The 23,534-nt window shown below is 46.3% G+C and carries 22 protein-coding genes; 9 read left to right on the top strand and 13 right to left on the bottom strand.

The genetic code is table 11. From position 1 onward, the window contains the following. Positions 1–11 precede the first annotated feature (11 nt). The 4 genes from LY387_RS23970 to LY387_RS23955 all read left to right on the top strand — a co-directional run bounded on the left by LY387_RS23970 (position 12) and on the right by LY387_RS23955 (position 4,004). On the top strand, positions 12–404 hold the full coding sequence (locus tag LY387_RS23970; RefSeq protein WP_234496670.1) for a VOC family protein: 393 nt from the start codon (positions 12–14) through the stop codon (positions 402–404). Between the two features lie 339 nt (positions 405–743). Then, on the top strand, positions 744–1,838 hold the full coding sequence (gene pdhA / locus LY387_RS23965; RefSeq protein ID WP_234496669.1) for a pyruvate dehydrogenase (acetyl-transferring) E1 component subunit alpha: 1,095 nt from the start codon (positions 744–746) through the stop codon (positions 1,836–1,838). Next, on the top strand, positions 1,831–2,859 hold the full coding sequence (locus LY387_RS23960) for an alpha-ketoacid dehydrogenase subunit beta (protein ID WP_234496668.1): 1,029 nt from the start codon (positions 1,831–1,833) through the stop codon (positions 2,857–2,859). The genes pdhA and LY387_RS23960 overlap by 8 nt, the downstream gene beginning before the upstream one ends. Continuing rightward, positions 2,856–4,004, top strand: coding sequence for a dihydrolipoamide acetyltransferase family protein (locus LY387_RS23955; RefSeq protein ID WP_234496667.1), 1,149 nt, complete (start codon positions 2,856–2,858; stop codon positions 4,002–4,004). The genes LY387_RS23960 and LY387_RS23955 overlap by 4 nt, the downstream gene beginning before the upstream one ends. 63 nt (positions 4,005–4,067) lie before the next feature. On the opposite strand, the gene LY387_RS23950 is transcribed toward LY387_RS23955, so the two are convergent. The 4 genes from LY387_RS23950 to LY387_RS23935 all read right to left on the bottom strand — a co-directional run bounded on the left by LY387_RS23950 (position 4,068) and on the right by LY387_RS23935 (position 10,787). Further along, on the bottom strand, positions 4,068–7,265 hold the full coding sequence (locus LY387_RS23950) for an alpha-amylase family glycosyl hydrolase (protein WP_234496666.1): 3,198 nt from the start codon (positions 7,263–7,265) through the stop codon (positions 4,068–4,070). Between the two features lie 11 nt (positions 7,266–7,276). Beyond that, entirely contained in the window at positions 7,277–9,589 is a 2,313-nt protein-coding gene (locus LY387_RS23945) for a starch-binding protein (protein ID WP_234496665.1), read from the bottom strand. 413 nt (positions 9,590–10,002) lie between these two features. Next, a complete protein-coding gene (locus LY387_RS23940; RefSeq protein ID WP_234496664.1) occupies positions 10,003–10,368 on the bottom strand; it encodes an MmcQ/YjbR family DNA-binding protein in 366 nt (121 codons plus the stop codon). A 23-nt stretch (positions 10,369–10,391) separates the two neighbouring features. Beyond that, positions 10,392–10,787 carry an ACT domain-containing protein gene (locus tag LY387_RS23935; RefSeq protein WP_234496663.1) on the bottom strand — a complete coding sequence of 132 codons (396 nt, stop codon included), beginning with the start codon at positions 10,785–10,787 and terminating at the stop codon, positions 10,392–10,394. Positions 10,788–10,983: 196 nt separating this feature from the next. Here LY387_RS23935 and LY387_RS23930 point away from each other — a divergent pair, with 196 nt between their 5' ends. Continuing rightward, a complete protein-coding gene (locus LY387_RS23930) occupies positions 10,984–11,193 on the top strand; it encodes a hypothetical protein (protein ID WP_128650124.1) in 210 nt (69 codons plus the stop codon). Positions 11,194–11,238: 45 nt separating this feature from the next. Here the strand turns inward: LY387_RS23930 and LY387_RS23925 are convergent, their stop codons facing one another. Next, the gene (locus LY387_RS23925) at positions 11,239–12,180 is read right to left on the bottom strand and encodes an electron transfer flavoprotein subunit alpha/FixB family protein (RefSeq protein WP_234496662.1); all 942 of its coding nucleotides are present in this window, start codon (positions 12,178–12,180) and stop codon (positions 11,239–11,241) included. Between the two features lie 10 nt (positions 12,181–12,190). Continuing rightward, on the bottom strand, positions 12,191–12,940 hold the full coding sequence (locus tag LY387_RS23920; protein WP_234496661.1) for an electron transfer flavoprotein subunit beta/FixA family protein: 750 nt from the start codon (positions 12,938–12,940) through the stop codon (positions 12,191–12,193). A gap of 137 nt (positions 12,941–13,077) precedes the next feature. Here LY387_RS23920 and LY387_RS23915 point away from each other — a divergent pair, with 137 nt between their 5' ends. After that, positions 13,078–14,745, top strand: a complete 1,668-nt coding sequence (locus LY387_RS23915) for an electron transfer flavoprotein-ubiquinone oxidoreductase (protein ID WP_234496660.1) — start codon at positions 13,078–13,080, stop codon at positions 14,743–14,745. A 350-nt stretch (positions 14,746–15,095) separates the two neighbouring features. Here LY387_RS23915 and LY387_RS23910 read toward each other — a convergent pair whose 3' ends face one another. After that, the gene (locus LY387_RS23910) at positions 15,096–16,289 is read right to left on the bottom strand and encodes a C45 family autoproteolytic acyltransferase/hydolase (protein WP_234496659.1); all 1,194 of its coding nucleotides are present in this window, start codon (positions 16,287–16,289) and stop codon (positions 15,096–15,098) included. A 135-nt stretch (positions 16,290–16,424) separates the two neighbouring features. On the opposite strand from LY387_RS23910, the gene LY387_RS23905 reads away from it, so the two are divergent. The 3 genes from LY387_RS23905 (at position 16,425) to LY387_RS23895 (ending at position 17,563) form a co-directional block, all read left to right on the top strand. Further along, positions 16,425–16,838, top strand: coding sequence for a helix-turn-helix domain-containing protein (locus tag LY387_RS23905; RefSeq protein ID WP_234496658.1), 414 nt, complete (start codon positions 16,425–16,427; stop codon positions 16,836–16,838). A 133-nt stretch (positions 16,839–16,971) separates the two neighbouring features. Continuing rightward, entirely contained in the window at positions 16,972–17,334 is a 363-nt protein-coding gene (locus LY387_RS23900) for a hypothetical protein (protein WP_234496657.1), read from the top strand. A 28-nt stretch (positions 17,335–17,362) separates the two neighbouring features. Beyond that, the gene (locus tag LY387_RS23895; protein ID WP_234496656.1) at positions 17,363–17,563 is read left to right on the top strand and encodes a hypothetical protein; all 201 of its coding nucleotides are present in this window, start codon (positions 17,363–17,365) and stop codon (positions 17,561–17,563) included. Between the two features lie 278 nt (positions 17,564–17,841). Here the strand turns inward: LY387_RS23895 and LY387_RS23890 are convergent, their stop codons facing one another. The 6 genes from LY387_RS23890 to LY387_RS23865 form a co-directional block, all read right to left on the bottom strand. Next, entirely contained in the window at positions 17,842–18,477 is a 636-nt protein-coding gene (locus LY387_RS23890) for a hypothetical protein (protein ID WP_234496655.1), read from the bottom strand. Positions 18,478–18,688: 211 nt separating this feature from the next. Beyond that, entirely contained in the window at positions 18,689–19,447 is a 759-nt protein-coding gene (locus tag LY387_RS23885) for an SDR family oxidoreductase (protein WP_042470355.1), read from the bottom strand. Between the two features lie 13 nt (positions 19,448–19,460). Next, positions 19,461–20,375 (bottom strand): 3-hydroxyisobutyrate dehydrogenase, encoded by a 915-nt coding sequence (gene mmsB, locus LY387_RS23880; protein ID WP_234496654.1) that lies wholly within the window; start codon positions 20,373–20,375, stop codon positions 19,461–19,463. 33 nt (positions 20,376–20,408) lie between these two features. After that, on the bottom strand, positions 20,409–21,533 hold the full coding sequence (locus LY387_RS23875) for an enoyl-CoA hydratase/isomerase family protein (RefSeq protein WP_234496653.1): 1,125 nt from the start codon (positions 21,531–21,533) through the stop codon (positions 20,409–20,411). Positions 21,534–21,541: 8 nt separating this feature from the next. Further along, a complete protein-coding gene (locus LY387_RS23870) occupies positions 21,542–22,324 on the bottom strand; it encodes an enoyl-CoA hydratase (protein WP_234496652.1) in 783 nt (260 codons plus the stop codon). Positions 22,325–22,361: 37 nt separating this feature from the next. Continuing rightward, complete coding sequence (locus LY387_RS23865) at positions 22,362–23,516, bottom strand: acyl-CoA dehydrogenase family protein (RefSeq protein WP_234497841.1); 1,155 nt, start codon at positions 23,514–23,516, stop codon at positions 22,362–22,364. Between the last annotated feature and the right edge of the window lie 18 nt (positions 23,517–23,534).

The raw sequence follows: 23,534 nt of genomic DNA, 5'->3' as shown, positions 1-23,534 counted from the left end.
GGACTTGTAACATGCTCAAAGGAACACATCATATCGCCGTTATCTGTTCTGATTACCAAATATCAAAGCGCTTCTATACACAAATACTCGGTTTGAAAGTACTAGCAGAAAACTATCGAGAGCATCGCGATTCCTACAAGTTGGATTTGGAGCTACCAGATGGCACACAAATAGAGCTGTTCTCTTTTCCCGAAGCGCCGCCTCGTCCCAGCTTTCCCGAGGCACAAGGATTGAGGCATCTTGCTTTTAGCGTAGATGATATTGATAGCGCAGTATCACAGCTTGTGGAGCAAGACGTCTCAGTAGAACCGATTCGCGTCGACGAGTACACGGGCAAACGCTATACCTTCTTCCAAGATCCAGATGGTTTGCCACTAGAGCTTTGCGAAGAGGTGACAAGGTAACAAATTCAATAGAAAAAGCCCAAAATCTTGGGCTTAACTCTCCCGTTTTAATAATATTTTGAACAATATCTCGCCAGAATCATATTTCAACTCGAAACAATCCGAGCTTCAAAAAGCAGTCTATATCACTAACAGGACAACAATTGATAGTTTTTTCTTTCTCACATAAGTCACTGTAAGGTTATATTTACTGCCAAACAAAGTACCAATTGAAGCAAAAATTAACAATTTGTTTACACTTATAGTATCCAAGTGTTTGAGACACTGCGTATAAACACGTATCTGATTTCAACCTTATCGACATCACTCTTACCCAGAGTATGTGAAAAGGAGTTCGAGATGAACGTACAAGCATTACCCATGCATCGTTTTATCGACTACCAAGGAAACTTAGTCAACTCACTACCCGATTGGGCTGACAAAGAGACCCTAATCAAGCTGTACCGCGACATGGTAGTCGCACGAACCTACGATGCTAAAGCTGTCGCACTACAACGGACAGGTAAACTCGGTACCTACCCTTCGCACCTCGGCGCTGAAGCAATAGGGATTGCCATCGGTCATGCCCTATCTCATCGAGACGTCTTTATTCCCTACTATCGTGATATGCCAGCCATGTGGGTGCGTGGCATCCCGATAGAAAAAAACCTTCAATACTGGGGTGGTGACGAACGCGGAAGCGATTTTGAGTTTACCAACAGCGACAATCCCTGTACTGACTTGCCATTCTGCGTCCCCATTGCAACCCAATGTACCCATGCCGTTGGGGTTGCTGCAGCGCTCAAAATAAAGGGAAACCACGATGTAGCCCTTGTGACATGTGGCGATGGCGCAACATCCAAAGGTGATTTTTTAGAATCGATAAACTGCGCTGGCGCGTGGAACATTCCTCTTGTGTTTGTCGTTAACAACAACCAGTGGGCTATCTCTGTGCCTCGCGCACTTCAATGCGGTGCCGATTTTCTTGCAGATAAAGCACAGGGCGCAGGCATTCCAGGTCTCAAGGTCGACGGCAACGACGTCGTTGCCATGATGGATGTCATTACTACGTCGATTGCCAACGCTCGCAAAGGCAAAGGAGCGACGCTCATCGAGGCAATAAGCTATCGACTCAGCGACCACACTACTGCCGACGATGCCACTCGATATCGCTCTGACGACGAACTGGATACGGCTTGGGAATACGAGCCGATAGCGCGATTAAAAACCTTTTTAGAAACTCAAGGATGGTGGGAAGAATCCAACGAGATAGAACTCGCTGCGGAAAGTAAGAAGCTCGTTGAGGAAGCTGTCGCACGCTATTTGAATACTCCTCCTCAAGCTCCAGAAACCGCGTTTGATTACCTTTACGAGCAACCGATAAAGGAACTCAGACCTCAAAGAGATGAACTCATCAATAAATCGATGCGAATGCAAGGAGGACAACATGGCTGATCAACTACATATTGAACCTCTCGCGAGCCCGATAGCATCGGTGGAGTCCACGCTAGTCGACGCCGTAAACCTAGCTTTGCATCATGAAATGGCAAGGGACAGACGTGTTGTCCTGTTAGGTGAAGATGTTGGTGATAATGGCGGTGTGTTTCGAGCAACAGTCGGACTAAAAGAGCGCTTCGGTCTTAAGCGAGTGATTGACACGCCCTTAGCAGAAGCGCTAATAGGCGGTGTCGCCGTTGGTATGGCCACTCAGGGGTTGCGACCAATCGCTGAGTTCCAGTTTCAAGGATTTGTATTTCCCGCCATGGAACACATCATCTGCCACGCTGCACGGATGAGAAACCGAACTCGCGGACGCTTATCCTGCCCAATCGTCTTTCGTGCTCCGTTTGGTGGTGGTATCCATGCCCCAGAACATCACTCTGAAAGTGTCGAGGCTTTGTTCGCACACATTCCTGGTTTAAGAGTCGTTATTCCTTCTTCGCCGCAACGTGCTTATGGACTATTGTTGTCAGCTATTCGCTGTAACGACCCCGTAATGTTCTTTGAGCCTAAGCGTATTTATCGCACTGTTAAATCCAATGTTGTCGATAACGGCGAAGCTCTTCCACTTGATACTTGCTATACGCTACGCAAAGGGCGAGACCTTACCTTAGTCACTTGGGGAGCATGTGTAGTAGAGTCGCTTCAAGCTGCTGATACTTTGTCTCGTTCTGGTATCGAAGTCGAAGTGATTGATCTTGCCAGCATCAAACCTATCGATATGGAGACGATATTCAAGTCGCTTGAGAAAACCGGTCGTTTGCTCGTGGTGCATGAAGCAAGCAGAAGCCTTGGCGTCGGTGCTGAGATTATAAGCCGCACATCAGAGCAAGCTATGTGCATGCTCAAAGCGCCTCCGAAGCGTGTGGCTGGTCTTGATACCGTTATGCCGTACTACAAAAACGAGGATTACTTTTTGATTCAAGAAGAAGACATCGTTCAAGCGGCTAAAGAACTGGTGGAGGGCTGGAAATGAAGTCATTTTTATTGCCAGATTTAGGGGAAGGTCTTGCAGAGTCTGAGATTGTCGAATGGCATGTTAACGTTGGAGATGATGTTGAGCTAGACCAAGTGATATTGACAGTAGAAACTGCGAAAGCCGTAGTTGAAGTCCCTGCCCCTTACAGCGGCAAAATCGTGAAGCGCTACGGTGCGGAAGGCGATGTCATTAGTATCGGCAGTCTACTGATCGAAATAGAAGAAGCCGTAACGGAAACCAACGGTTTATCATCTAGTTCCACTACAAATGACGCAGCGACCGTGGTTGGTAATGTTTCCAACCACACCCACCACATCGAAGTGGACGATTTCTGGGTGGGGCCTGCCCATCACACCTCCGACGAACAATCCATTACTGCCATGCCATCTGCTCGTCTTCTCGCGAAGAAACTGGGTATCGATCTACTTCAAATTAAAGGTAGTGGGCAAGATGGCGTCATCATAGACAGCGATGTCTACGAGCAAATCGGTAAGCAAGCGCCAGGCACCGAAGTACTCAAGGGTGCAAGAAGAACCATGGTCGGCACTATGTCGGAATCCCACCACTCTGTAGCCTCTGTGACCATTACCGAAGAAGCGTTGCTTAACAGCTGGGCGGACACAGAGGACATATCTGGACGACTGATTAAAGCCGTCGTTCATGCTTGCCAAGAAGAGCCTGCATTAAACGCTTGGTTTGATGCAGAGACAATGACTCGCTGTGTGCATTCGAAAGTGAATATTGGTATCGCAGTCGACAGCAGTCATGGGCTTTACGTACCAGTGCTCAGAGATGCAAACGAATACGATCAGCAAGGGATCCGACAGTGGCTTAATCAAACCGTTGAAGGTATTCGCGCAAGGCGGATAGGTCGAGAGCAGTTGCAACACGCGACCATTACGCTTTCTAATTTTGGTGCAATCGCCGGGATCTTTGCTACACCGGTTGTCACACCGCCTCAAGTGGCTATTGTGGGTGCGGGTCGCATCATTCAAAAAGTCATATTACGCGACGGACAAGCGGTTGGTGTTAAAGCACTACCCTTGTCGATTACCTTTGACCACAGAGCGTGTACTGGTGGTGAGGCCGCGAGGTTTGTCAAAGTACTCGTCGAGCACTTACAGCGGGCTTCCGCAAATTAGTTAAAACACCTTTAATACGAAAACGCCCCTATCGAGGGGCGTTTCTATTACTAATCACGTGAATTATTTCAGGTATTTACCGCTACTACCGATCTGTCCGCCGCCATTTAGTACCCAGACTCGTACAGAATGTGCAGGAACATTAAATGTAAAGCTGCCACCACTCACCTGTTTAGTTTCACCCGATACAGCATCGGTATAGGTACCGTTCTGTACGTTGCTAACGTTGATCTGCTGATTACCACCAGCCGCTAATCCAACGACTGCATAGCTACCTTCTGAGCTCAAATCACGAACGAAACTCATACCAGCACCCCATTCGTTTACTTCACTCATCGGAGCCTTTTGTAGCGCTGGCACGGCAGAGCGAATCATATTAAGACGTTTAATATGCTGATAGAGCGGATGTGACTGAGTAGCTTCAGCGTTTTCTAAGTGCTCGCCATAGTAAGCACGACCGGTCTGATCAATGGTGTCATTTGCACTCGCAATGTCTTGTGGAAGACCCGCTTGGAACATGATTTCTTCACCATAGTACAACGTAGGGATACCGCGAGCGGTCCACAGCAAGTTGTAAACCATCGCAGCGTTTACTTCCTCGCCACCGAATCGGTATTTAAAGTCATTATCTGGCCCCACATCATGGTTTTGGAAAAAGGTGACGAGTTTAGTTGCATCGCCATATACCCAATCCATCGAGAATATGCCCCCTACACCACCAAAGTGACCTCGTGTGACATTGTCACGGAACGTGGAGAACAATGAAAAATCAAGTACCGAGAAACCAGAGTCGCCACCACCATTTGGGTTCGATGGATCTTGAGTTGTTCGGGTATACCACCAAGGACGGATGACAGCCGACGCATTATCGTTGGCAATCTCAGAGCCCCAACCAGTGCCCTTCACCAAGTTCTCACCAAACACAAACAGATCGGGTTTGTGGGCTTTCCAGTTATTCACATACTCTAAAAGCTCATCGCGTTCGACATGTTTAACCGTATCCAAACGGATGGCATCAACGCCCATATCGAGATACTGACGTATCGCACCATTGATGTAGTCTTTAACGTTTTGGTTGCCAGTGGCTAAATCTATTGTATCGCCAGCCATATGCTTGCGTTGAAGCGCTTCGGGATTTTCCCAGTCACCACCTGACATAAACCCATCTAGATGATACCAATCTGGGTCTAGCCCTTGAGCATCAATGCCAAAGAAGCGATTGGGGTCGTAGCCAGCAAGCGGCAGCGTTACTCCTGTTTTCGGATCGACGATGGGCTGGATTCCCTCTGGGTCTGAGTTACATGCATCGCGATACCACGGTGGTGCCACTGGGTTATCATCATCACATCGCTTGACCGTTGAATAGTCACCCAGGTTTCCTTGGTACGGGCCGTTATCAATCAGACCTTGAGTTGAACCTTGTGGGACGTAGTACTTGATTGGCATATGATCTATCCAAACATGGCCACGCAAACCGTATTGGCTTGAATGGTTAATTACCACATCTTGAATGACCTTAAGCCCTTTAGCATGGGCCGCATTAATGAAGTCTTGATAACTCCCGCCCTCCGATTCTAACCTGGGATCAACCGTGTAGAAGTCATAAGCATGATAACCGTGATAGTCGAGACCCGAGCGGTTCTCAACCGGTGGCGTCACCCAAATCGCGGTGAAACCGAGGTCTTTAATGTAATCCAATTGCTGAATCAAACCTTTAAAGTCACCACGCCATTGCGGATCACCTTCTTTGTAACGGTCTCGATTATAGTAATTGTTACTGCTATCACCATCATAGAATCGTGCTGTCATCAAGAAGTAAATCGTCTCGCTTCTAAAGTCTCCCCCACCAATACTTGTATCACCGATACGGTACTGAAAAGACTGAAGCTTCCGATTACCCGACGCATCAACAGCCAACGTGCGGATCTCCAAGTCAACGCCAGAAGTAATATCATTGGCAGTAAACACTTGGTTGTTATATTGGCTGCTTTGCTCAGTTGGTTCTGAGCCATCTGTCGTGAAATATAGCTTAGGGGCGCTATCTTGATTGTCATTGACGCTGAGCGTTATTGACTGACTATCGGCATAGCTGCCCGCACTTGGAGATGCAACCACAGAAGGCGGGGTTGTATCCGCGCCACCCTGCTGAGTGACAACTAAACTCTTGTCGACCGCATTAAAGCAAATCTCATAGTCTCCCGCGTTTGCAATACGGTAATCTTCTGCTGGATAGCTTTCGGTCCAATCGCCGTAGTGATCAACTTTGAACCTAGGATCCGCTCCGCCAAAGCTTTGCTCTGTGCAATACAAATCCGCACCAGAAGATGTCATTTTAAGTGCTGCCCAATTGTTTGGGGTTCCACGGAAGTACCATGAGTCGGTACTCGTTGCTCCGACTGATATCATCAAGCTCGCTTGTGCCGATAGTCCCTGATTATCTTCCACCGTAACGGATACTTCTTGTTGTCCCGCTTGATTAAAAGTCACATCGATCGATTCTGTCGTTTCCCCTGTATTCCACAGGAAAGACGCAATTGAGCCATCAGGATCATAAGAGTTAGCCGCGGAGAAGGTTACCGTCGTACCAACGTCGACTGACGAGCTAGCGGAAGAGTCAATCTGAGCCACAGGAGCTTGATTTTCGTCCCCTGTTTGAATCAAAGTATAAGCGAGTGTTTGGTCATCAACCTCAACATCATAGGTACCAATAACGCTGGTAATAATGTCATCACCTGAGAAGTCTAGAACTCCGTCGTTATCATTATCACCATAGTTTTGAGTCCAGTCTCCGAGTACATCGAATTTGAACCTTTGGTTAGACTGCCCATCAAAGTTAACAGAAACACGCCACAAGCTTTCTGATACTCGTGTCATTGGCGTTGAAGCCCAATTGTTCGCCGTACCTCTAAAATAGAGCTGGCTAAAACGCGAGTCTGATGCTGATTCACAACTGGAAGCCGCTTCGACCGATACTTGCTTACTGTTGGCATCAAACTGTATAACTAATGTTTGGTCGTTGCTAACGGTATAGTCACTCGTAGGATAACTCTCTGTCCAATTGCCATCTCGGTCGACCTTAAACCTTGGTCCTCCTGATTGATCACCACTGCTAAACACTTGGCAAATCTCATATATGTTGCCCCCTTTTGAAGACATTTGTGCTACCGCCCAATCATTGGACGTACCACGATAGAACCATTCTGCGGACACTGGCGACGTTACCGTCGCCACGCCGAGCATGGTCAAAATAATCTTGCTCATGCTCGTGTTCCTTACTGTTTGGTTATGGTGATTTGCTTAGTTGCGCTATTGAAGTCAATCTTATAGCTCGCGTAATCCCCAACTTCGTAGTCACTACTCGGGTAGGCCTCAGTCCAGCTGCCACTATCAATTTTGAAGCGTGCAGGCGTCTCTTCTCCATTAAAACTTTGCTGCGTTGTATAGAGACCAGAGTTAGCATCGTAGGTCAGCTTAGCTAAGCCCCAAGCGTTTGAAGTGCCGCGGAAATACCAGGTTTCATCGCCGCCAACCGCTGTACTTTGACAGTTATCCAGCGACTGCCATTGACCATTCTTGAAGCAAAGTTCGGGAGCTGACGTGCTTAAGTCTGCGGATTTATTGTTACCAGCATTGCTAAAGATCGCGTTGAGACTTTGTACATCCACACCAAAATCATGGCAGTACACACCATTTTCTTCTTTCAACATCACGCCAGGCCAGGTTGCATTAGCTACGGACTGATCTGCAACCACACTCCAGTAATACAGCGTTGGCTCTGAATGATTTTCTGCGTTGTCATAGCAGACCTTACTGCCGACTACGGGATCTGGACCGCCGTTATCACCACCGTCATCATTAACCGTGAAACCACAAGCTACTAGTGAGTCCCATTTGCCGTTTGAGAAACATTGACCAGAACTTGCGATTAAGTCCTCAGTTTGATTTGCACCATTATCAGAGAAAATCACATTAACACTGTCTACTACGACACCAAGATCGTGACAGAAGTAATCCCCATTCGACGCCATTGATACACCTGGCCACGTCGCGTTAGCTATGCTGCCTGCCGGCGTTGCATTCCAGTAATACAAGTTCGGATTATTTAGTCCCGCACGATTGTCGATACAAATCGCGGTCGCATTGACTGGACTATCAGGCGTTGGTGTTGGTCCTGGCGTCGGGTCAGTACACCCTGCACACACTTTTGCTCCTACGTGAATTGCCGCTGCATCATGCTTGGCAACCGTAAAGTGAGCGTAACCAGACGAATCGACCGAAATAGTAGGTCCGTCACAGGTGCCTGTGTCAGAATCAAAGTTGCCTGCAATCACATCACAATACTCACCAGAAGGCATTCCGGTTTGAAACCCTTGGTCTATGGATTTATTGTCATCGCGGTTGATCGCTACGAAGCCTAACCCTCCTCGTCCAAAGGCAACTTGGTTATACCCATCATCCCACCAATTGGTGACACGCCACTCTGAAGCGGTATGATTTCGGAACGCGACCATATTGGCAACACCTCGCCATTTGTGTTCGCATACCCAGTTACCGCCATCGAATCCACAAGCATTACCTGAGTGGACACCTGCTGAAGGTGGTCCAGCATCAAAATCATTATTGAAGTAGTAACCAGACATAATTTTGGGATAACCATACGGATAGGCTAACGTGAACACATTTCCTAGCATGTATAAATTACCAAAATCTTGATGACTCAATACTTGCCCTGGATTGTGTCGCTCTTCATCGTGGTTAGTGACAAAGGTCACCGCCTGATCACTCGATAGCCAACCACCCCAACTGCCAATACCTTGCAGATCTTTAATTCCGCCATGCTTAAACTTAGGCCCGAGCGTTCTTGCAAAATTGAACTCTGTCACATCACCAATATAGGTGTATTCACCGGGCTGAACTGGTTCACCGCCCGCTCCAATCACTTCTTGGAATATATAAGGATTTCCATTTAGCTTACTTTTAATGGCAGCAATATCGCCTGCTGGCATGTGTTTCGCTGCATCTATCCTAAATCCAGTCACGCCCATACTTATAGCATCATTCATGTAATCCGCTATTTTCTGACGGACATATTCAGATTCCGTTTTTAAGTCATTTAAACCTACTAAGTCGCAATTCTGTATGGACCAGCGATCACCATAATTTATATCGTCGGTACAATTGTGAAAATCATTGCCACCAAACGGGACCTCTGGGAAATTGCGGTCCCATGCAGCCATATGGTTAATTACGGCATCAACGTATATATCAACCCCAACCGATTTACAGCGGTCTACCATACTTTGAAATTCTTGACGGCTACCACTTCTGCCTTCAAAAGAGTAGCTTACTGGCTGATAACGAGACCACCATGCCTGATTATCAACGCTCTTTTGAGGTGGAGATACTTGCACAGCTGAAAAACCTTTAGGGCCTAAGAAAGTCTCACATTCTGTCGCAATATCATTCCAGCGCCATTCAAATAGATGCACAAATGTGGTTCTCGGTACCTCTGACGCGGTGCTAATAGAGGGAAAGGCTAGTCCCGCAAGAATTAATCCCGCAGCCAAGCTTAACTTAGGTTTCATTTCTATTCCTTATTTATAGATTTAATTTCAAACAACATAAACAACCAAAAATAAGGTAGGCACTAAGTTTACATCTGTAATTATCTATTTTTTCTAACGTGAGTAGCATCATATATTGTACAATAAACACACAATCCGATTGAAGCAAAATCACTAAATGTGTATTTAAATTGTATTTCGTGAATAAAAATTCAGGTAAATATAACTATCACTATATTTACCTGATTTATAAAAGATATTTTCTCGTCTTTGCTGATGTCACATTTTGTTTGACTACATACAGTGATCAAAATTACGTTTTTTGAATATAACTTTCACTATTTCAACAATGGAACACCGGATATGAAAGGAGAATTAAAGAATAGATTTGAGTGAATCACTCTATTTGCACAGTTTATTTGAACGGTTGAACACTACTCGACATCGATCCCGAGTTCTGCTCTTTTTCGTTTGCTTAATCCCAATGCGACAATACGATATGATTCGCCGATATAGTATCGTAACTCCTCATCGAGATGTCCTTGCGTCTCGGTTTGTTGAATCCATTTCATTCCACGATTAGCGAAATACGGTGCGGGGCGATATCCCTCATGGTCACTGAGAAAATCGAAGTTTAGATCCGAGGTCTTGAAGATATACGCTTCACTGCCCTCTTTGCTCCATCCTCCGATAGCAAAAACCTTTCCTCCAACCTTCCAAACATGCGCACCTCCCCATTGGACTACATGCGATGTCGCCGTAAATGAGCTGCAAAAGTCATTAAACTCATCATACTTCATGGTATTTCTTCCCTTTTACGCCGTTAGTTCACAAACTCCAGCAGCGCTGAAAGTGCTTCATCTGCCTTAGTAGATTGCACAAAGATATGGTCGTGATAATAGGCAGCTACGACATTTGCACTAATACCTCGCTCGGAAAGCTTGTTAGATACTGCCGCAGTTAAACCGACGGCTTCGAGGCTAGAGTGGACATTTAAGGTGATCATTCTAAAGACACCTTCATACTCAAGGTCTGCTTGCCTAGCCTGCGATAAAGGCAGTATCAGGGTGAGTCCTTCTCGCTCTTTAAAAGACCCTATAATGTCGAGTTCAGTGTATTCACTTAGCGCTCCGTTACAGGTGCAAAAGACATACTCTTCATCGACCAAACTCGGCTCCATGGAGGCTAGTAGCTGGTCTAAATCGGTAATCCCTGACATTTCGTATCCTTTGAGTTCCCATTTGTGGTCTGGGATATGTTGCTCTTCGTCGATGCCTACAGCAAGTATCAATAACTTAAAATTATTAGGCCATCACGAAACCAAAGCAATCCCTATGATATAGTCACGACCCTTGCAGAAGTCGGGACGCTGGTTCTGATTCAATAATACTAATATAGGTAGGAAGCCGTTCGTTTTGAATAGAGAATCAAAGCTACTTGTAGTCGCAATTGCGATTGCTCTTCTCAATATCGTGTCGCACCTTTTGTTATCGAAGTTCTTTACTGAGTACTCATGGGTCGAAATGTCTTTGGCCTCAATTCCGTTTATCATGATGTTGATGTGCGTGTTTGCAGTGCGCTACGCAGCGAGAACTCTAAAGGAAAGCGATAAGGACGAAGGCTAAGGTCGTAACCTTAGCCTGTATTCAGTCATTGAGCTATGCACTGTTTTAAGGAACTTTATCTATCAGTTCAGGCATAATTTCGAACAAATCTCCGACCAAACCATAATCTGCCACCTCAAAGATTGGCGCATCTGGGTCACTGTTAATCGCCACGATGACCTTTGAGTCTTTCATCCCGGCCATATGCTGTATCGCGCCGGAGATTCCAATGGCAATGTATAGATCTGGGGCTACTATCTTCCCTGTTTGACCAACTTGTAGATCATTAGACACATACCCCGCGTCCACTGCCGCTCTCGATGCGCCTATTGCACCGCCGAGTTTATCTGCAAGCCTCTCTACCAAAGCAAAATTCTCTTTACTCGCTAGGCCTCGACCACCTGAAATTACAACGTTTGCGCTCGACAAATCGGGTCTTTCGCTCACCGTTTGTTCAATACCAATAAACTCACTAGTCGTATTTACAGTCTCTGTCGCATCGAGATTAACGACAGGAGCCGAATCTTGACTCACCGCACATGCTTGAAACGCAGACCCGCGAACGGTCATCACGATTTTACTATCGTTCGATTGCACCTTAGCAAGCGCATTACCGGCATAGATTGGACGAATGAATGTATTTGGGGACACAATACTGATCACGTCTGATACTTGCCCGACGTCTAACAACGCGGCAACTCTTGGCAGCAAGTTTTTACCGAAGGTCGTGGCAGCCGCCAACACATGGCTGTGGTCTTTCGCTAAACCAAAGACAGCTGGTGTTAACGTTTCTGCTAGTGGGTTTTGGTATCTTTCATCGTCTATTTGATAAACCTGACTTACTCCAGCAGCGCCAATCAGTGTATCGGTAACACTCGAACATTGATGCCCAATGACCAATACTGAGACGGCTCCACCTAACTGTGATGCGGCGTTTAATGCCTTCAGCGTATCTGGAGCAATGTTGTTATTGTCATGCTCGGCAATGACCAAAACTCGCGTATCCATAAGACTCTCCCTAAAGCACATTGGCGTTGTTTTTAAGCTTATCCACCAGCTCATCGACCGTGGTAACCATCACCCCTGCGCTTCTAGCAACTGGCGGTGTAACTTCCAGTATTGTTTGATGGCTAATCACATCGACATCGAGGTCTTCTAACTTGATAAGGTCCATCGGCTTTTTCTTAGCTTTCATAATATTAGGAAGTGACGCGTAACGAGGCTCATTTAACCTAAGGTCAGTACTGATGATCGCTGGCATTTCTAGGCGATTGGTCTCTAACCCACCATCCACTTCCCTGGTTACAGTTACGTGTGTATCTGAAGCGACCAGCTTTGATGCGAAAGCACCCTGAGGACGGTCGGTGATCGCAGACAACATCTGAGCGACCTGATTGTTATCGGTATCGATGGACTGTTTTCCGAGTAAAACTAATTTAGGCTCTTCTCGTTCCAAGATTTGTTTAAGCACTTTGGCAACCGACAACGGCTCTAGCTCTTCTATCGCTTCAATATGGATTGCTCGGTCCGCTCCGAGTGCCAGCGCCCCGCGCAACGTCTCCTGCACGCTAGTATCACCAACTGAGACCACTATAACCTCCTCGGCAACACCAGCTTCCTTTAATCGAATCGCCTCCTCCACCGCAATTTCACAAAACGGGTTCATCGACATCTTCATATTACTTGTCTCAACCCCGGTTCCATCGCTTTTTACACGGATCTTCGCATAAGGGTCTATTACACGCTTTATCGCCACTAATACCTTCATGTTCACTCCCTAATTCGACGTTCAACGGCTCGGATTGACCATAAACTGAGCTTAGTAAAGTTTACGTTTACGTCAACTGCACTATATTTATACGTAGGAATTTTTGAATCCGATGTTTGGCAATAAAGGTGTACATAATGGAAAGAGAATCAATGGAGTTTGATGTCGTGATTGTCGGTGCAGGACCGGCTGGCCTCTCGGCAGCCATTCGGCTAGCTCAGCTTTCTCATGATCAAAACCAAACACTTTCCGTGTGCGTGATTGAGAAAGGGTCGGAGGTTGGCGCACATATTCTTTCTGGTGCCCTATTCGAAACCAGAGCTTTAGATGAACTGCTACCAGACTGGCGTGAGATGAATGCTCCCATAGCTAATCCTGTTTGTGACGACGAGTTTATTTATCTAACAACACATTTAAATCATCTAAAAGTTCCTAGCGCAATGGTGCCTTGTACTTTAAAAAACTCATCAGATAATCACGCGATAAGCCTAGGCAAACTCTGCAGCTGGCTTGCACAGCAGGCAGAGCAGTTGGGCGTAGAGATCTTTCCTGGCTTTGCCGCGAGTAAAGTGTTGTATGACTCTGAGCAACGCGTTATCGGGGTGCAAACCACGGATATGGGACTCGATAAACAAGGAGAGAAAAAGCCAACATTCGAGCCCGGTATCAATTTATTAGCCAAATACACTGTGTTTGCTGAAGGATCCCGCGGACATCTAGGTAAGTCGCTCATCAACAAGTTCTCATTAGACAAAAATAAGCAGCCACAACACTATGCACTCGGCTTTAAAGAACTTTGGCAACTCCCTGACGATCATCCTCACTACTCAAAAGGCAAAGTGCTACATGGAGTTGGGTGGCCATTGTCCGAAAGCGGTACCACAGGTGGCAGCTTTCTATACCATATGGAATCAAACCAAGTTGCGGTAGGTTTGATAGTTGATCTCAACTACTCCAATCCTCACCTGAATCTATTTGAGGAGTTTCAACGCTTCAAACATCACCGTGCCATTGCCAAATATTTGCAAGGTGGAGAACGCGTGTGTTTTGGGGCTCGCGCTATTACCAAAGGTGGAATACGTTCACTGCCTAAACAACAATTCCCTGGAGGATTACTGATTGGCTGCGATGCCGGCACATTAAATATGGGGAAGATCAAGGGTAGCCATACTGCAATGAAATCAGGAATGATTGCGGCTGAGGCGATCTTTGAACAAATTTCGGCCGGACTAGCTCATCAAGAAGCCGACTATCAAACACGGTTTGAAAGCTCGTGGTTATATAAAGAACTGGCATCGACGCGAAACTTTGGTGCCAACCTCCACAAGTTTGGTGAACCATTGGGCGGGCTACTTAATGTAATTGAACAAAACTGGTGGTCTCGACTATTTAAGACTCCCATTCCTTGGAAAGTGACTGATAATATTGAGGACCATATGATGCTCAAAATGAAAGATAGTACAACGCCCATAAACTATCAGAAACCAGATGGCGTTTTGAGTTTTGACAAACCCTCTTCATTGTTTTTATCTGGCACACAGCATGAAGAAAACCAACCCTGTCATTTACACCTTACTGATCCTACTTTGGTATTGGATACACATATCCCCCTCTACAATGAGCCGAGTCAACGCTACTGCCCTGCTGGTGTCTATGAAATCGTTGATGTGGAAGGAAAACGGAAACTACAAATAAACGCAACTAACTGTTTGCATTGTAAAACCTGTGATATTAAAGACCCTTCAGCGAATATCGACTGGACAGCGCCCGAAGGTGGTGGAGGACCGAGCTATAGAGGAATGTAGCGGTCAACATAAGGCAAACGTCCTTGTCCTATTATCTTTTCTTCTATCAACTAGTGAGGGCTAATCTTAGCTCTCATGCCGAATAGTATGCTCAGCACTCCAGATTAAATGCCTTAGCTCTATCTCATCTTGCTTTCGACGTTTGGCATCTCCGCATTCTTTATCTGAGGCTGATCGCCCTCGACTTTCTAACTCTTGCACCACTTCTTCACTATAGCCATATGCCAGAGACTGACAAAGTTCATAATTGTCCTGATACTTTAATGGGGTATGATCACATCCTACGAGAGCAGTAAATAAAATCCCCAGCAAGTAGCGAAGTCTCATTAACTTAACCATTAAGATGCCCATTATTTTTCAAGACACACTTTCTGAAAGTCATTCCACTCTCCCACGCCTGGCGCTACTTCCATACATCCTGATTTTGTATCCATCACCGCTGTTAATGTCGTAATAAAATCAGAACCATAGGCTGCGAGTTGGGCGATGGGTTTAGTATTCAGGACATATTTAGCGGCATCAACATTGCCCTCCGGCGTATTGTCGATGAACTGCTGTGCGAATTCTGCTCGCCACTCTGTATAGGCGGTAGCAACCGTGCGCTGCTTGCTTTTCTCTCCTAAACCAACGGATTCTGCGAAAGCTTGCATGACGCCTGGGCGCTCAGAGTGGTTTGCATGACCAACACCAGCAGGACGTTTAATTATGTAGTTCTCACCATCAAGCATCTCTACGCCAACGGTGTTACCAGTGCTATCAGCAAAGTTAAAGTGAGAAGCCACTACTGTGCGGTATTGGTCGAGGATCTTTTCCGCATCATCAACACTCTTAGCATTGCGCACGAGATAGTTTTGAAGTGCACCTAGCTCAATTGCGCTGTCTGCTTCTAGCCCAACACCCTTAGAATCCGTGCCTTGGAAGTTAATCACAACGCCAATATCTTTACCTAGCGTCTGACCTGAGCCATAGAAGCCAGACGCCATCACTTGTACATAGTCATCCGCTTGCAATACCCAGTAGTTGCCTCCAGAAAGCGATGGCGTATCGTTTACCTGACCAACAACACCCGTACCAGCAAAACTTACGGTTGTACATCCACTTAGTGCAGACTGAGCTGCCGACGCCAATGCTGCATCTAGCTGCGATAGAGTGAACATGGTTTCCAAAGAAATGCCACCTACTGTTGCCAATGCCTCAACGATTTCAAAATATTCCGGGTTTAACTTTCGTGAGTTTTCCAGCACCTTCATCGAGCTTTTCTCGAACTCGACCACATTTATCCCTGCTAGCTTATAGACGTATTGCGCTTCCTTGATACCACGTCGCACTTCTTCGCCTACCTGCTTTTCAAATAGCTCAGCGTAGTCTGCCGGCTTTACGCCGCGAATATCCACAATAGGTAGGCTTTCTTGCTGCACAAATGCTTGCGGAGCATAGTAAGGCTGATTTACATCCAGGCCTGGAGCTGGCTCAAGAGAAATCGCCTGAGCTGCGCCAGATAGTGCAAGTGCAGTAGCAAGGATTGCGCGTTTAGTCGTTAGCATGGTGTTTACCCTCATCTATTTGGTTAGTCAGTTGAGACCGTTCAAGTCTCTGTGTCTGGCTATTAAATTATCATTTCAAGTTTCCGAAATTCAGATACCATTAAGGGACTAATTCCAGAAAAACGGACAAACGCTATGGCAGAAATAGAAACTGAAGGATTCGAGTTTTTTGGCGTTGAAGAGACGGTATTTCGAAAAATGGTCATAGAGCGGATCGAAGCTCTCATGGTTCAAGAAGGACTCTCTAAAAACGGACTGGCTAAAAAGGCGGACATTGGTCGTTCTGCTCTTTATGAGAAAATGGATCGAGAAGCGAAGAGCCACTTCACCATTTTGGACTTTTTCCGAATAGCCAAAGCGCTCGACGTCAGCTTACTGCAATTGTTTCCGATGACTCAGTTAGAACGATTACATGGTGGTCAGTTGCCGCTTTCTGCCAGTACGCTAAAGTTCCTCGATCTCATGTTAGCGGCCCCGAAAGAGGACATCGAGTTTCTCTCTAACTTCTACGCGTCTTTGAAAAAACGCGATGGTGACAGCGAAGGCTAACACCCAAAATACGCATCCATAATTCGTATAATGCGCCCCAATCATTTCCGAATAATGGAAATGCCCTCTAGTAATCTAAGCCTCAATCACACACAACGTGCTTACTTTGAGCTAAAGATTACCGGAGGTAGCCATGAAAGCCATCCATAGAGTTTTTCTAACCCTTTTACTAACACTTGCCCTGTGCTCTACAGCATTGGCTGCTAAATCACCAGAGGCTACATCTAGAACCAATCAAACAGAACAATATGCGATGGTCATCGCCTCAGGGAAATTGCTCAGCCTTACCCAATGGAAAGTTGAAGTCGACTTTGGGCAAGAATTGGAGATAGGGATTAGGAACAAAGATTTATTGAGAGATGAAAGCGGTAAAACTCTGACTTTTAACTCTCCAATGGACGCTCTGAACTATATGAACGTTCTAGGATGGACCCTGGTCTCTGCTACTACGTCCGACAATCGATTTACCGCCATTATTAAACGATCAGCGGAATAACCACGAGTTAACTAATATAGGAGTGGTTATGCGAAGAACTAACGATATTGCTGTGCGCATGAATTATGAGGTTGCCGAGACTCATACTCAGTGTCCACAACCTCTGTGCAAGAAAGCAGCTCAAAGCTATCTAAGCGAACTTAAACATAGTTTGGGTAGTACGGATGCTGCTAGCCCGATCGGTGAGAAGATATTGGTCTTAGCCTGTTTGGCGTTAGTGCATAGCTAAACATTTGTCGACTATAGACTGCCACTTAAAAGAGCACTTAAGGGACAGCCCTTAGTCACGGAGCCTGATTGGTCGCTTGACTATGACAAAAGGATAAAACTGATCCAAATACTTCATCTATTGACCAATATGGTTCAGAGAAAACACCTGAGTAAAAGTACCATTATTGCAGAAGCTTATTGTGCTGCCCTTGAGCTATTTGAAGACATTGGGTGCGGTATGCAAAAGGAAAGCCCCAGCGGTTGCTGAGGCTTTTCGGTATATAAGCTAATAGCGCATTATTGAGCTTTCAAAGCAAACTCATCCAAACGTACTTCAGTTTGCTTACCGATATCACCATCCATATTGATACCCGATGTATCGGTGATACGCATTCTGGTATAAATAACGGCACTGGTATTATCACCAGAATTAAACGAAAGTAACGCTTGGCGGAATGACTTCTTCACAGCACCTTTAGGGCTATCAGAAAGATCAGTAACGTGAATTGATTTCTCTTTCAGTGTCTTGCCGTTTGCACCGAGCACACCAGCAAGTAGTTGGCTCGGTGAGTTATCACCCTTCTTGTCGTTGTAGTAGAACGAAAGTGTATAGTCAGTGTTAGGTTTCAGACCAGCGACTTCTTGACTCACACCCGGTGTTGCTGAGAAGTCATCGGTCGCATTTCTAAAGCGAATGCGCACTGATCCTTCATCATCAAAAGCCGTGTCTTTTGAGCTACCAACATCGCCTTTTCCGTTCTTGTTATCCGCTTCTTTACGCCAGAAATCACTCTTACCTTTGTTGCTTCTAAACTCAGTAAACTGGGGATCTTGTAACAGCTCATTTGAAGAAGAGGTAATCACTTGAGTAGATGCTTGTGCTGCGCCCGCCATTAGGCTCGCAGCCGCTAATCCAAGTAAGATTTTTTTCATTATAGATGTCCTTGTTATCGTTGTAGGGTCTCCAGATGGATAACAAACATACTACAATGCTATTGTATTACTTAATGTGATTAAGCAAGCAATTTTAGACGATGACATAAGCCAAGCAAACATATCGTCATAAAAGCAAAGGGTTACAAAAATAAAGACCTCTACCTTTTCAGGTAGAGGTCAAATGACTCATAACGCTGACAATAAATATTTAGATAACTAGCCCACCGTCTACCTCAATCACGCGACCATTCACATATTCGTTTTCAAGAATATAACGAACGGTATGGGCGATTTCTGACGGATCAGCCATTCGACGCACTGGCACCATATTCTCTAGGCGCTCACGCGCTTCTGGTTTCATGGAAGCAGTCATCGACGTTTCTACAACACCCGGTGCAATCGCTACCGAGCGGATACCGTAACGAGCCAGTTCTTTACCCCACACCGATGACATGGTCGCAACTGCTGCCTTAGAAGCTGCGTAGTTGGTTTGCCCCATATTACCCGCTCGTGACACGCTAGAGATATTGATGATGACACCGCGAGAGTCTGACTCAATCATCTTCACTGCAGCCTCACGACCGCACAGAAAAGTACCAGTAAGATTGACATTAATGACCGCGTTAAAGTCACCTAGAGACATCTTAGTGATTTCGCCACCCCTTGCTTTGACGAGCATGCCATCACGAAGAATGCCGGCATTGTTGACAAGACCGTTAAGAGCACCAAATTCAGTGACAATGTCACTAAACACCTGCTCCACTTGTTCTTCATTCGTGACATCGACTTGATAAGTTTGCGCTTTTACCCCAAATGCCTCGCAGAGTTCTTTTGTCTCTGTTAAGGCGTCTTGATTGACATCGAGCAGTGCCAAGCTCGCTCCCTGCGAAGCTAGGCTTGTCGCCATAGTTTGACCTAATCCTTGTCCTGCACCAGTAATAGCGATAACGCTCTGTTCAAGTTCCATTTACTTCTCCCTTCTACTGCTTATTGCTAAAAAACTCAAAAAGACTTGAGAAATCTAACTCCGCATTTCCGTTTCGGTTATGGAGTGCGTAGAGACTGTGAGCTAACGCTCCCATGGGCACTGAAGATTGGCTCAATTTCGCCGCATCTAACCCAAGCCCCAAATCCTTTGACATCAACTTACACATAAAACCGGGAGTATATTGGTGGCTCGCTGGCGCGTGCTCCAAAACTCCCGGACAAGGGTTATATAGTTCTAAAACCCAGTTTCTTCCAGAACTCTGTAGCATAATATTTGATAACACCTCAGGATTGAGATCGTTATCCACACCAAGATTAAGGGCTTCACATGTCGCTGCCATGACAGAACCCAATAATAAGTTATTGCATATCTTTGCCATTTGGCCGTCGCCCGCTTTCCCAGCGTGAAACACGTTTTTTCCCATATGGGACAAGATTGCTTTCGCCTTACTAAAAGCAGAGTCCGTTCCGCCAACAATGAAGGTCAGCGTGCCAGCCGAGGCACCTGCAACACCACCAGAAACAGGCGCATCGACAAACTCGATGCCTTTTTCAGAGGCAACGCCTGCGACTGCTCTCGCCGTATCCGGGTCAATCGTCGAGCAATCAATCAAAAACGTGTCGTTCGAGATGAGCTCAAGCACCCCCTCATCAGATTCGGTACCAAGGAACACTGTTTTAACATGCTCACCCGCAGGCAACATGGTTACGACGATATTGGCACTCTCTACGGTATCTCTTAGACTTGAACACCCCACCGCACCCTCTTGCTTCAACGCTTCAATCAGCGCTGGCACACGGTCATAAACACGAACGGCAAACCCAGCTTTAAGCAGGTTACTTGCCATAGGAGTTCCCATGTTTCCAAGCCCGACAAAAGCAATCGTGGTGTTAGCTTGCTCGTTCATAATTATCTCCTTATTTATTCCACCGTAGTTGACTCAATAGTGTCCAAGTTTGGCGAGAGGATGCTCTTCATCGCGCCATAATGAGGTGAATAACTCATCAATGACGCTTCTATCCACCAAGCTGACATGTTGATACTTCCAGTTCGGCATACCATCCTTATCAACTAAACGAGCGCGCACGCCTTCCTGAAACTCACCGAGAAGAACACTTCTAAGTCCGAGGATTAGCTCAAGTCGGAAGCAGTCGGCTAAAGATAAGTGACTGTAATTCTTGATTTGTCTAAAACAGATGTGTGCTGTAATAGCGCTACCGTCCATAAGGTTTTGCTTAGCAGCCTCCATCCACTTTTCGTGACAAGGTAACGCCATGATATTGGCGTATACATCGGTGAGGTTATCTGAGTTACATGCTAACGATATATCAGGAAGTAGTGGTTTAAGCTGCGCTTCAGGCTTAGCGATATTGGCCTTGTCGGATAACTCGCTAAGGATTTCAGTGATGTAGTCATAGCTGTCTTCAACGCTATCCCACTCAGCGCTTTGAAGTTGTCCTATCAATCTCTGTTTATCAGAAGGCGCGTTTAGATGGTCAGCGAGATGGATATCTAACGCATCGGTGGCATTCATCATAACGCCAGTTAGTCCGAGAAACAGACCAATATTGTCTTCTAGTTGATTTAAAAAATAGGTGGCACCTACATCGGGAAAGAGACCGATATTAATCTCTGGCATCGCGAGTCGAGAGTCTGGCGTTACCACCTTATGGCTCGCCCCCATAAACAGCCCCATTCCTCCGCCCATGACAATACCTTCTCCCCATGCAATGATGGGTTTGCAATAAGTATGGATTAGGTAGTCGCACTCGTATTCGGTCGCAAAAAACTGCTCGCCATAGGCTTTTGCATCGTCTAAAGGCCCCTGTTTCATCTTGTCATGCAGAGCGCGTACATCGCCCCCAGCACAAAAGGCCTTATCGCCTGAGCCATCCAATAGAACGCAAAGTACGTTGTCATCCTCATGCCACACCTCTAACTGCTGCTTCAACAGCACTAACATGTCGAAGGTCAGTGCGTTGAGCGCCTTCGGATTATTGAGTGTAGCAATACCAATCACATTGCCATTGTCACAGCTAACTTCCTGGAACTGGACTGGTGCCATAAAACCTCCTAACGATTCTTCCATTGAGGTGGACGTTTCTCTAGAAATGCATTCACGCCCTCTGCTTGATCCTCGGTATCGAATAATTGAATAAATAACTCGCGCTCTTTGACTAAACCGTGTGATATAAAATGACCTCGGTTGCTTTGAATTAGCGTTTTACATGCTGCTACTGATGAAGGCGACTGATTGGCGACTTGTTTAGCAAGCTTACTCGCAGCTGCTAAGGCTTGCCCCTTATCTACAACCTCCTCAACCAGCTTAATTTGCAATGCTTGCTGCGCTGAAACTTGCTCACCACACAAGATTATTCGTTTTGCCCAGCCCTCCCCGACTAACGCCGTGAGATTTTGTGTACCACCAGCACAAGGCAATAATCCCACTTTCGCTTCAGGCAAGGCGAGCACAGCGTGTGACTCAGCAATACGAATGTCACAAGCTAGCGCGACTTCTAGGCCTCCTCCCATAGCGTAGCCATTGATGGCGGCGATCGACACTCCACGAAACTCTGATAAGGCTTCGAACGCTTCACCAAAAGTGCGTGACATCAAACAAGCACTCTCTTTATCGCCGCCTGCAAACACATTTAAATCTGCACCAGCAGAAAAAAACTTCTCTCCTTGCCCGGTGATAACTAAAGCATAGACCTCTCTGTTAGCGTTCAGCTCATCGACTAAGCTTTTTAGGTTGTTGAGACTTGCCGCCGTCCAGGTGTTCGCTGGCGGGTTGCTGATCGTGATCGTTGCAACGTGGTCCTGTATCTGATGAGGAATCAATGATGACTCAGACATGAGGCGTTCTCCTTATCCGCTCATTTTGAAGGTAGCACTATTCGATCGGGTAACTGCTATTTAGCAATCGCCTTGCAATGATGAGGCGCATGATTTCGTTGGTACCCTCAAGGATCTGATGAACACGAACATCTCGGAAGTGACGCTCTAACGAATACTCCTTGATGTAGCCATATCCACCAAATAGCTGAAGTACACCGTCACATACCTTAAAGCCAACGTCGGTCGCGTAGCGTTTCGCCATCGCGCAATATGTCGTGGCATCTGCGTGCCCAGCGTCGAGCTTGAACGCTGCCAAGCGAACCATTTGCCTTGCTGCGACCAACTCAGTAGCAAGATCAGCTAACTTAAATTGGAGTGCTTGAAAGCTCGCTAGAGGTTGACCGAACTGCTTTCTTTCTTGCAGATATTGAGTCGCCTGGTTTAGCGCGTGCTGCGCGGTCCCGACTGAACAGGTCGCGATATTGATACGCCCACCATCCAAACCTTTCATGGCAAATGTAAAGCCCTCACCTTCACGACCCAACAACTGATTCACTGGTACTTTCACGTTCTGAAAAGTAATGGCTCTTGTGGGTTGGCTATTCCAGCCCATCTTTGGCTCTTTACGGCCGAAGCTGATTCCTTCGGAATCTGCATCCAGTACAAATGCAGAAATCCCTTTTGCGCCGACCTCTCCGGTTCTCGCCATCACCAACAACACTTCAGTATCTCCTGCACCAGAGATAAAAGTTTTAGCGCCATTGAGCACGTAATAGTCGCCCTCAAGACTCGCATTTGTAGTGAGTGACGCTGCATCGGAACCAGCATTAGGCTCAGTTAAACAGTATGAGCCAAGCCATTCTCCAGAGATAAGCTTAGGTACAAATCGCTGACGAGCGGTATCGTCCGCAAAGCTGGCGACCATCCACGTCACCATGTTGTGAATCGTCATGAAAGCTGTCGTCGATGTGCAGCCCATACTTAGCTGCTCGAAAACGATGGACGCATCTAGCCGACTTAACCCCAGCCCACCTTGCTCTTCCGGTGTATAAAGGCTAAGAAAACCAATATCACCCGCTTGTCTTAGAACGTCTTTGGGAAAATGGCATTCTTCGTCCCATTTTGCAGCATTTGGAAGTAGGCTCTCTGTTGCGAACTGACTTGCTGTGTCCGCAAAGGCTCGCTGGTCTTCGTTAAGTTCAAAATCCATCATTTACCCTCCATTTGC

Origin of the sequence: Vibrio maritimus (assembly GCF_021441885.1) — a bacterium.
Classification (GTDB): Bacteria; Pseudomonadota; Gammaproteobacteria; order Enterobacterales; family Vibrionaceae; genus Vibrio; species Vibrio maritimus_B.
Note: the sequence above shows the minus strand (reverse complement) of the source record. Positions and strands in the feature narration are given on the sequence as shown.

What these genes read in the sequence shown, in the direction of transcription:
- LY387_RS23870 (WP_234496652.1), bottom strand. Translation starts at nt 22,324, where the DNA reads ATGTCTGAGTCATCATTGATTCCTCATCAGATACAGGACCACGTTGCA.
- pdhA (WP_234496669.1), top strand. Translation starts at nt 744, where the DNA reads ATGAACGTACAAGCATTACCCATGCATCGTTTTATCGACTACCAAGGA.
- LY387_RS23905 (WP_234496658.1), top strand. Translation starts at nt 16,425, where the DNA reads ATGGCAGAAATAGAAACTGAAGGATTCGAGTTTTTTGGCGTTGAAGAG.
- LY387_RS23875 (WP_234496653.1), bottom strand. Translation starts at nt 21,533, where the DNA reads ATGGCACCAGTCCAGTTCCAGGAAGTTAGCTGTGACAATGGCAATGTG.
- LY387_RS23920 (WP_234496661.1), bottom strand. Translation starts at nt 12,940, where the DNA reads ATGAAGGTATTAGTGGCGATAAAGCGTGTAATAGACCCTTATGCGAAG.
- LY387_RS23945 (WP_234496665.1), bottom strand. Translation starts at nt 9,589, where the DNA reads ATGAAACCTAAGTTAAGCTTGGCTGCGGGATTAATTCTTGCGGGACTA.
- LY387_RS23970 (WP_234496670.1), top strand. Translation starts at nt 12, where the DNA reads ATGCTCAAAGGAACACATCATATCGCCGTTATCTGTTCTGATTACCAA.
- LY387_RS23865 (WP_234497841.1), bottom strand. Translation starts at nt 23,516, where the DNA reads ATGGATTTTGAACTTAACGAAGACCAGCGAGCCTTTGCGGACACAGCA.
- LY387_RS23895 (WP_234496656.1), top strand. Translation starts at nt 17,363, where the DNA reads ATGCGAAGAACTAACGATATTGCTGTGCGCATGAATTATGAGGTTGCC.
- LY387_RS23960 (WP_234496668.1), top strand. Translation starts at nt 1,831, where the DNA reads ATGGCTGATCAACTACATATTGAACCTCTCGCGAGCCCGATAGCATCG.
- LY387_RS23900 (WP_234496657.1), top strand. Translation starts at nt 16,972, where the DNA reads ATGAAAGCCATCCATAGAGTTTTTCTAACCCTTTTACTAACACTTGCC.
- LY387_RS23955 (WP_234496667.1), top strand. Translation starts at nt 2,856, where the DNA reads ATGAAGTCATTTTTATTGCCAGATTTAGGGGAAGGTCTTGCAGAGTCT.
- LY387_RS23885 (WP_042470355.1), bottom strand. Translation starts at nt 19,447, where the DNA reads ATGGAACTTGAACAGAGCGTTATCGCTATTACTGGTGCAGGACAAGGA.
- mmsB (WP_234496654.1), bottom strand. Translation starts at nt 20,375, where the DNA reads ATGAACGAGCAAGCTAACACCACGATTGCTTTTGTCGGGCTTGGAAAC.
- LY387_RS23925 (WP_234496662.1), bottom strand. Translation starts at nt 12,180, where the DNA reads ATGGATACGCGAGTTTTGGTCATTGCCGAGCATGACAATAACAACATT.
- LY387_RS23915 (WP_234496660.1), top strand. Translation starts at nt 13,078, where the DNA reads ATGGAAAGAGAATCAATGGAGTTTGATGTCGTGATTGTCGGTGCAGGA.
- LY387_RS23950 (WP_234496666.1), bottom strand. Translation starts at nt 7,265, where the DNA reads ATGAGCAAGATTATTTTGACCATGCTCGGCGTGGCGACGGTAACGTCG.
- LY387_RS23910 (WP_234496659.1), bottom strand. Translation starts at nt 16,289, where the DNA reads ATGCTAACGACTAAACGCGCAATCCTTGCTACTGCACTTGCACTATCT.
- LY387_RS23890 (WP_234496655.1), bottom strand. Translation starts at nt 18,477, where the DNA reads ATGAAAAAAATCTTACTTGGATTAGCGGCTGCGAGCCTAATGGCGGGC.
- LY387_RS23940 (WP_234496664.1), bottom strand. Translation starts at nt 10,368, where the DNA reads ATGAAGTATGATGAGTTTAATGACTTTTGCAGCTCATTTACGGCGACA.
- LY387_RS23935 (WP_234496663.1), bottom strand. Translation starts at nt 10,787, where the DNA reads ATGTCAGGGATTACCGATTTAGACCAGCTACTAGCCTCCATGGAGCCG.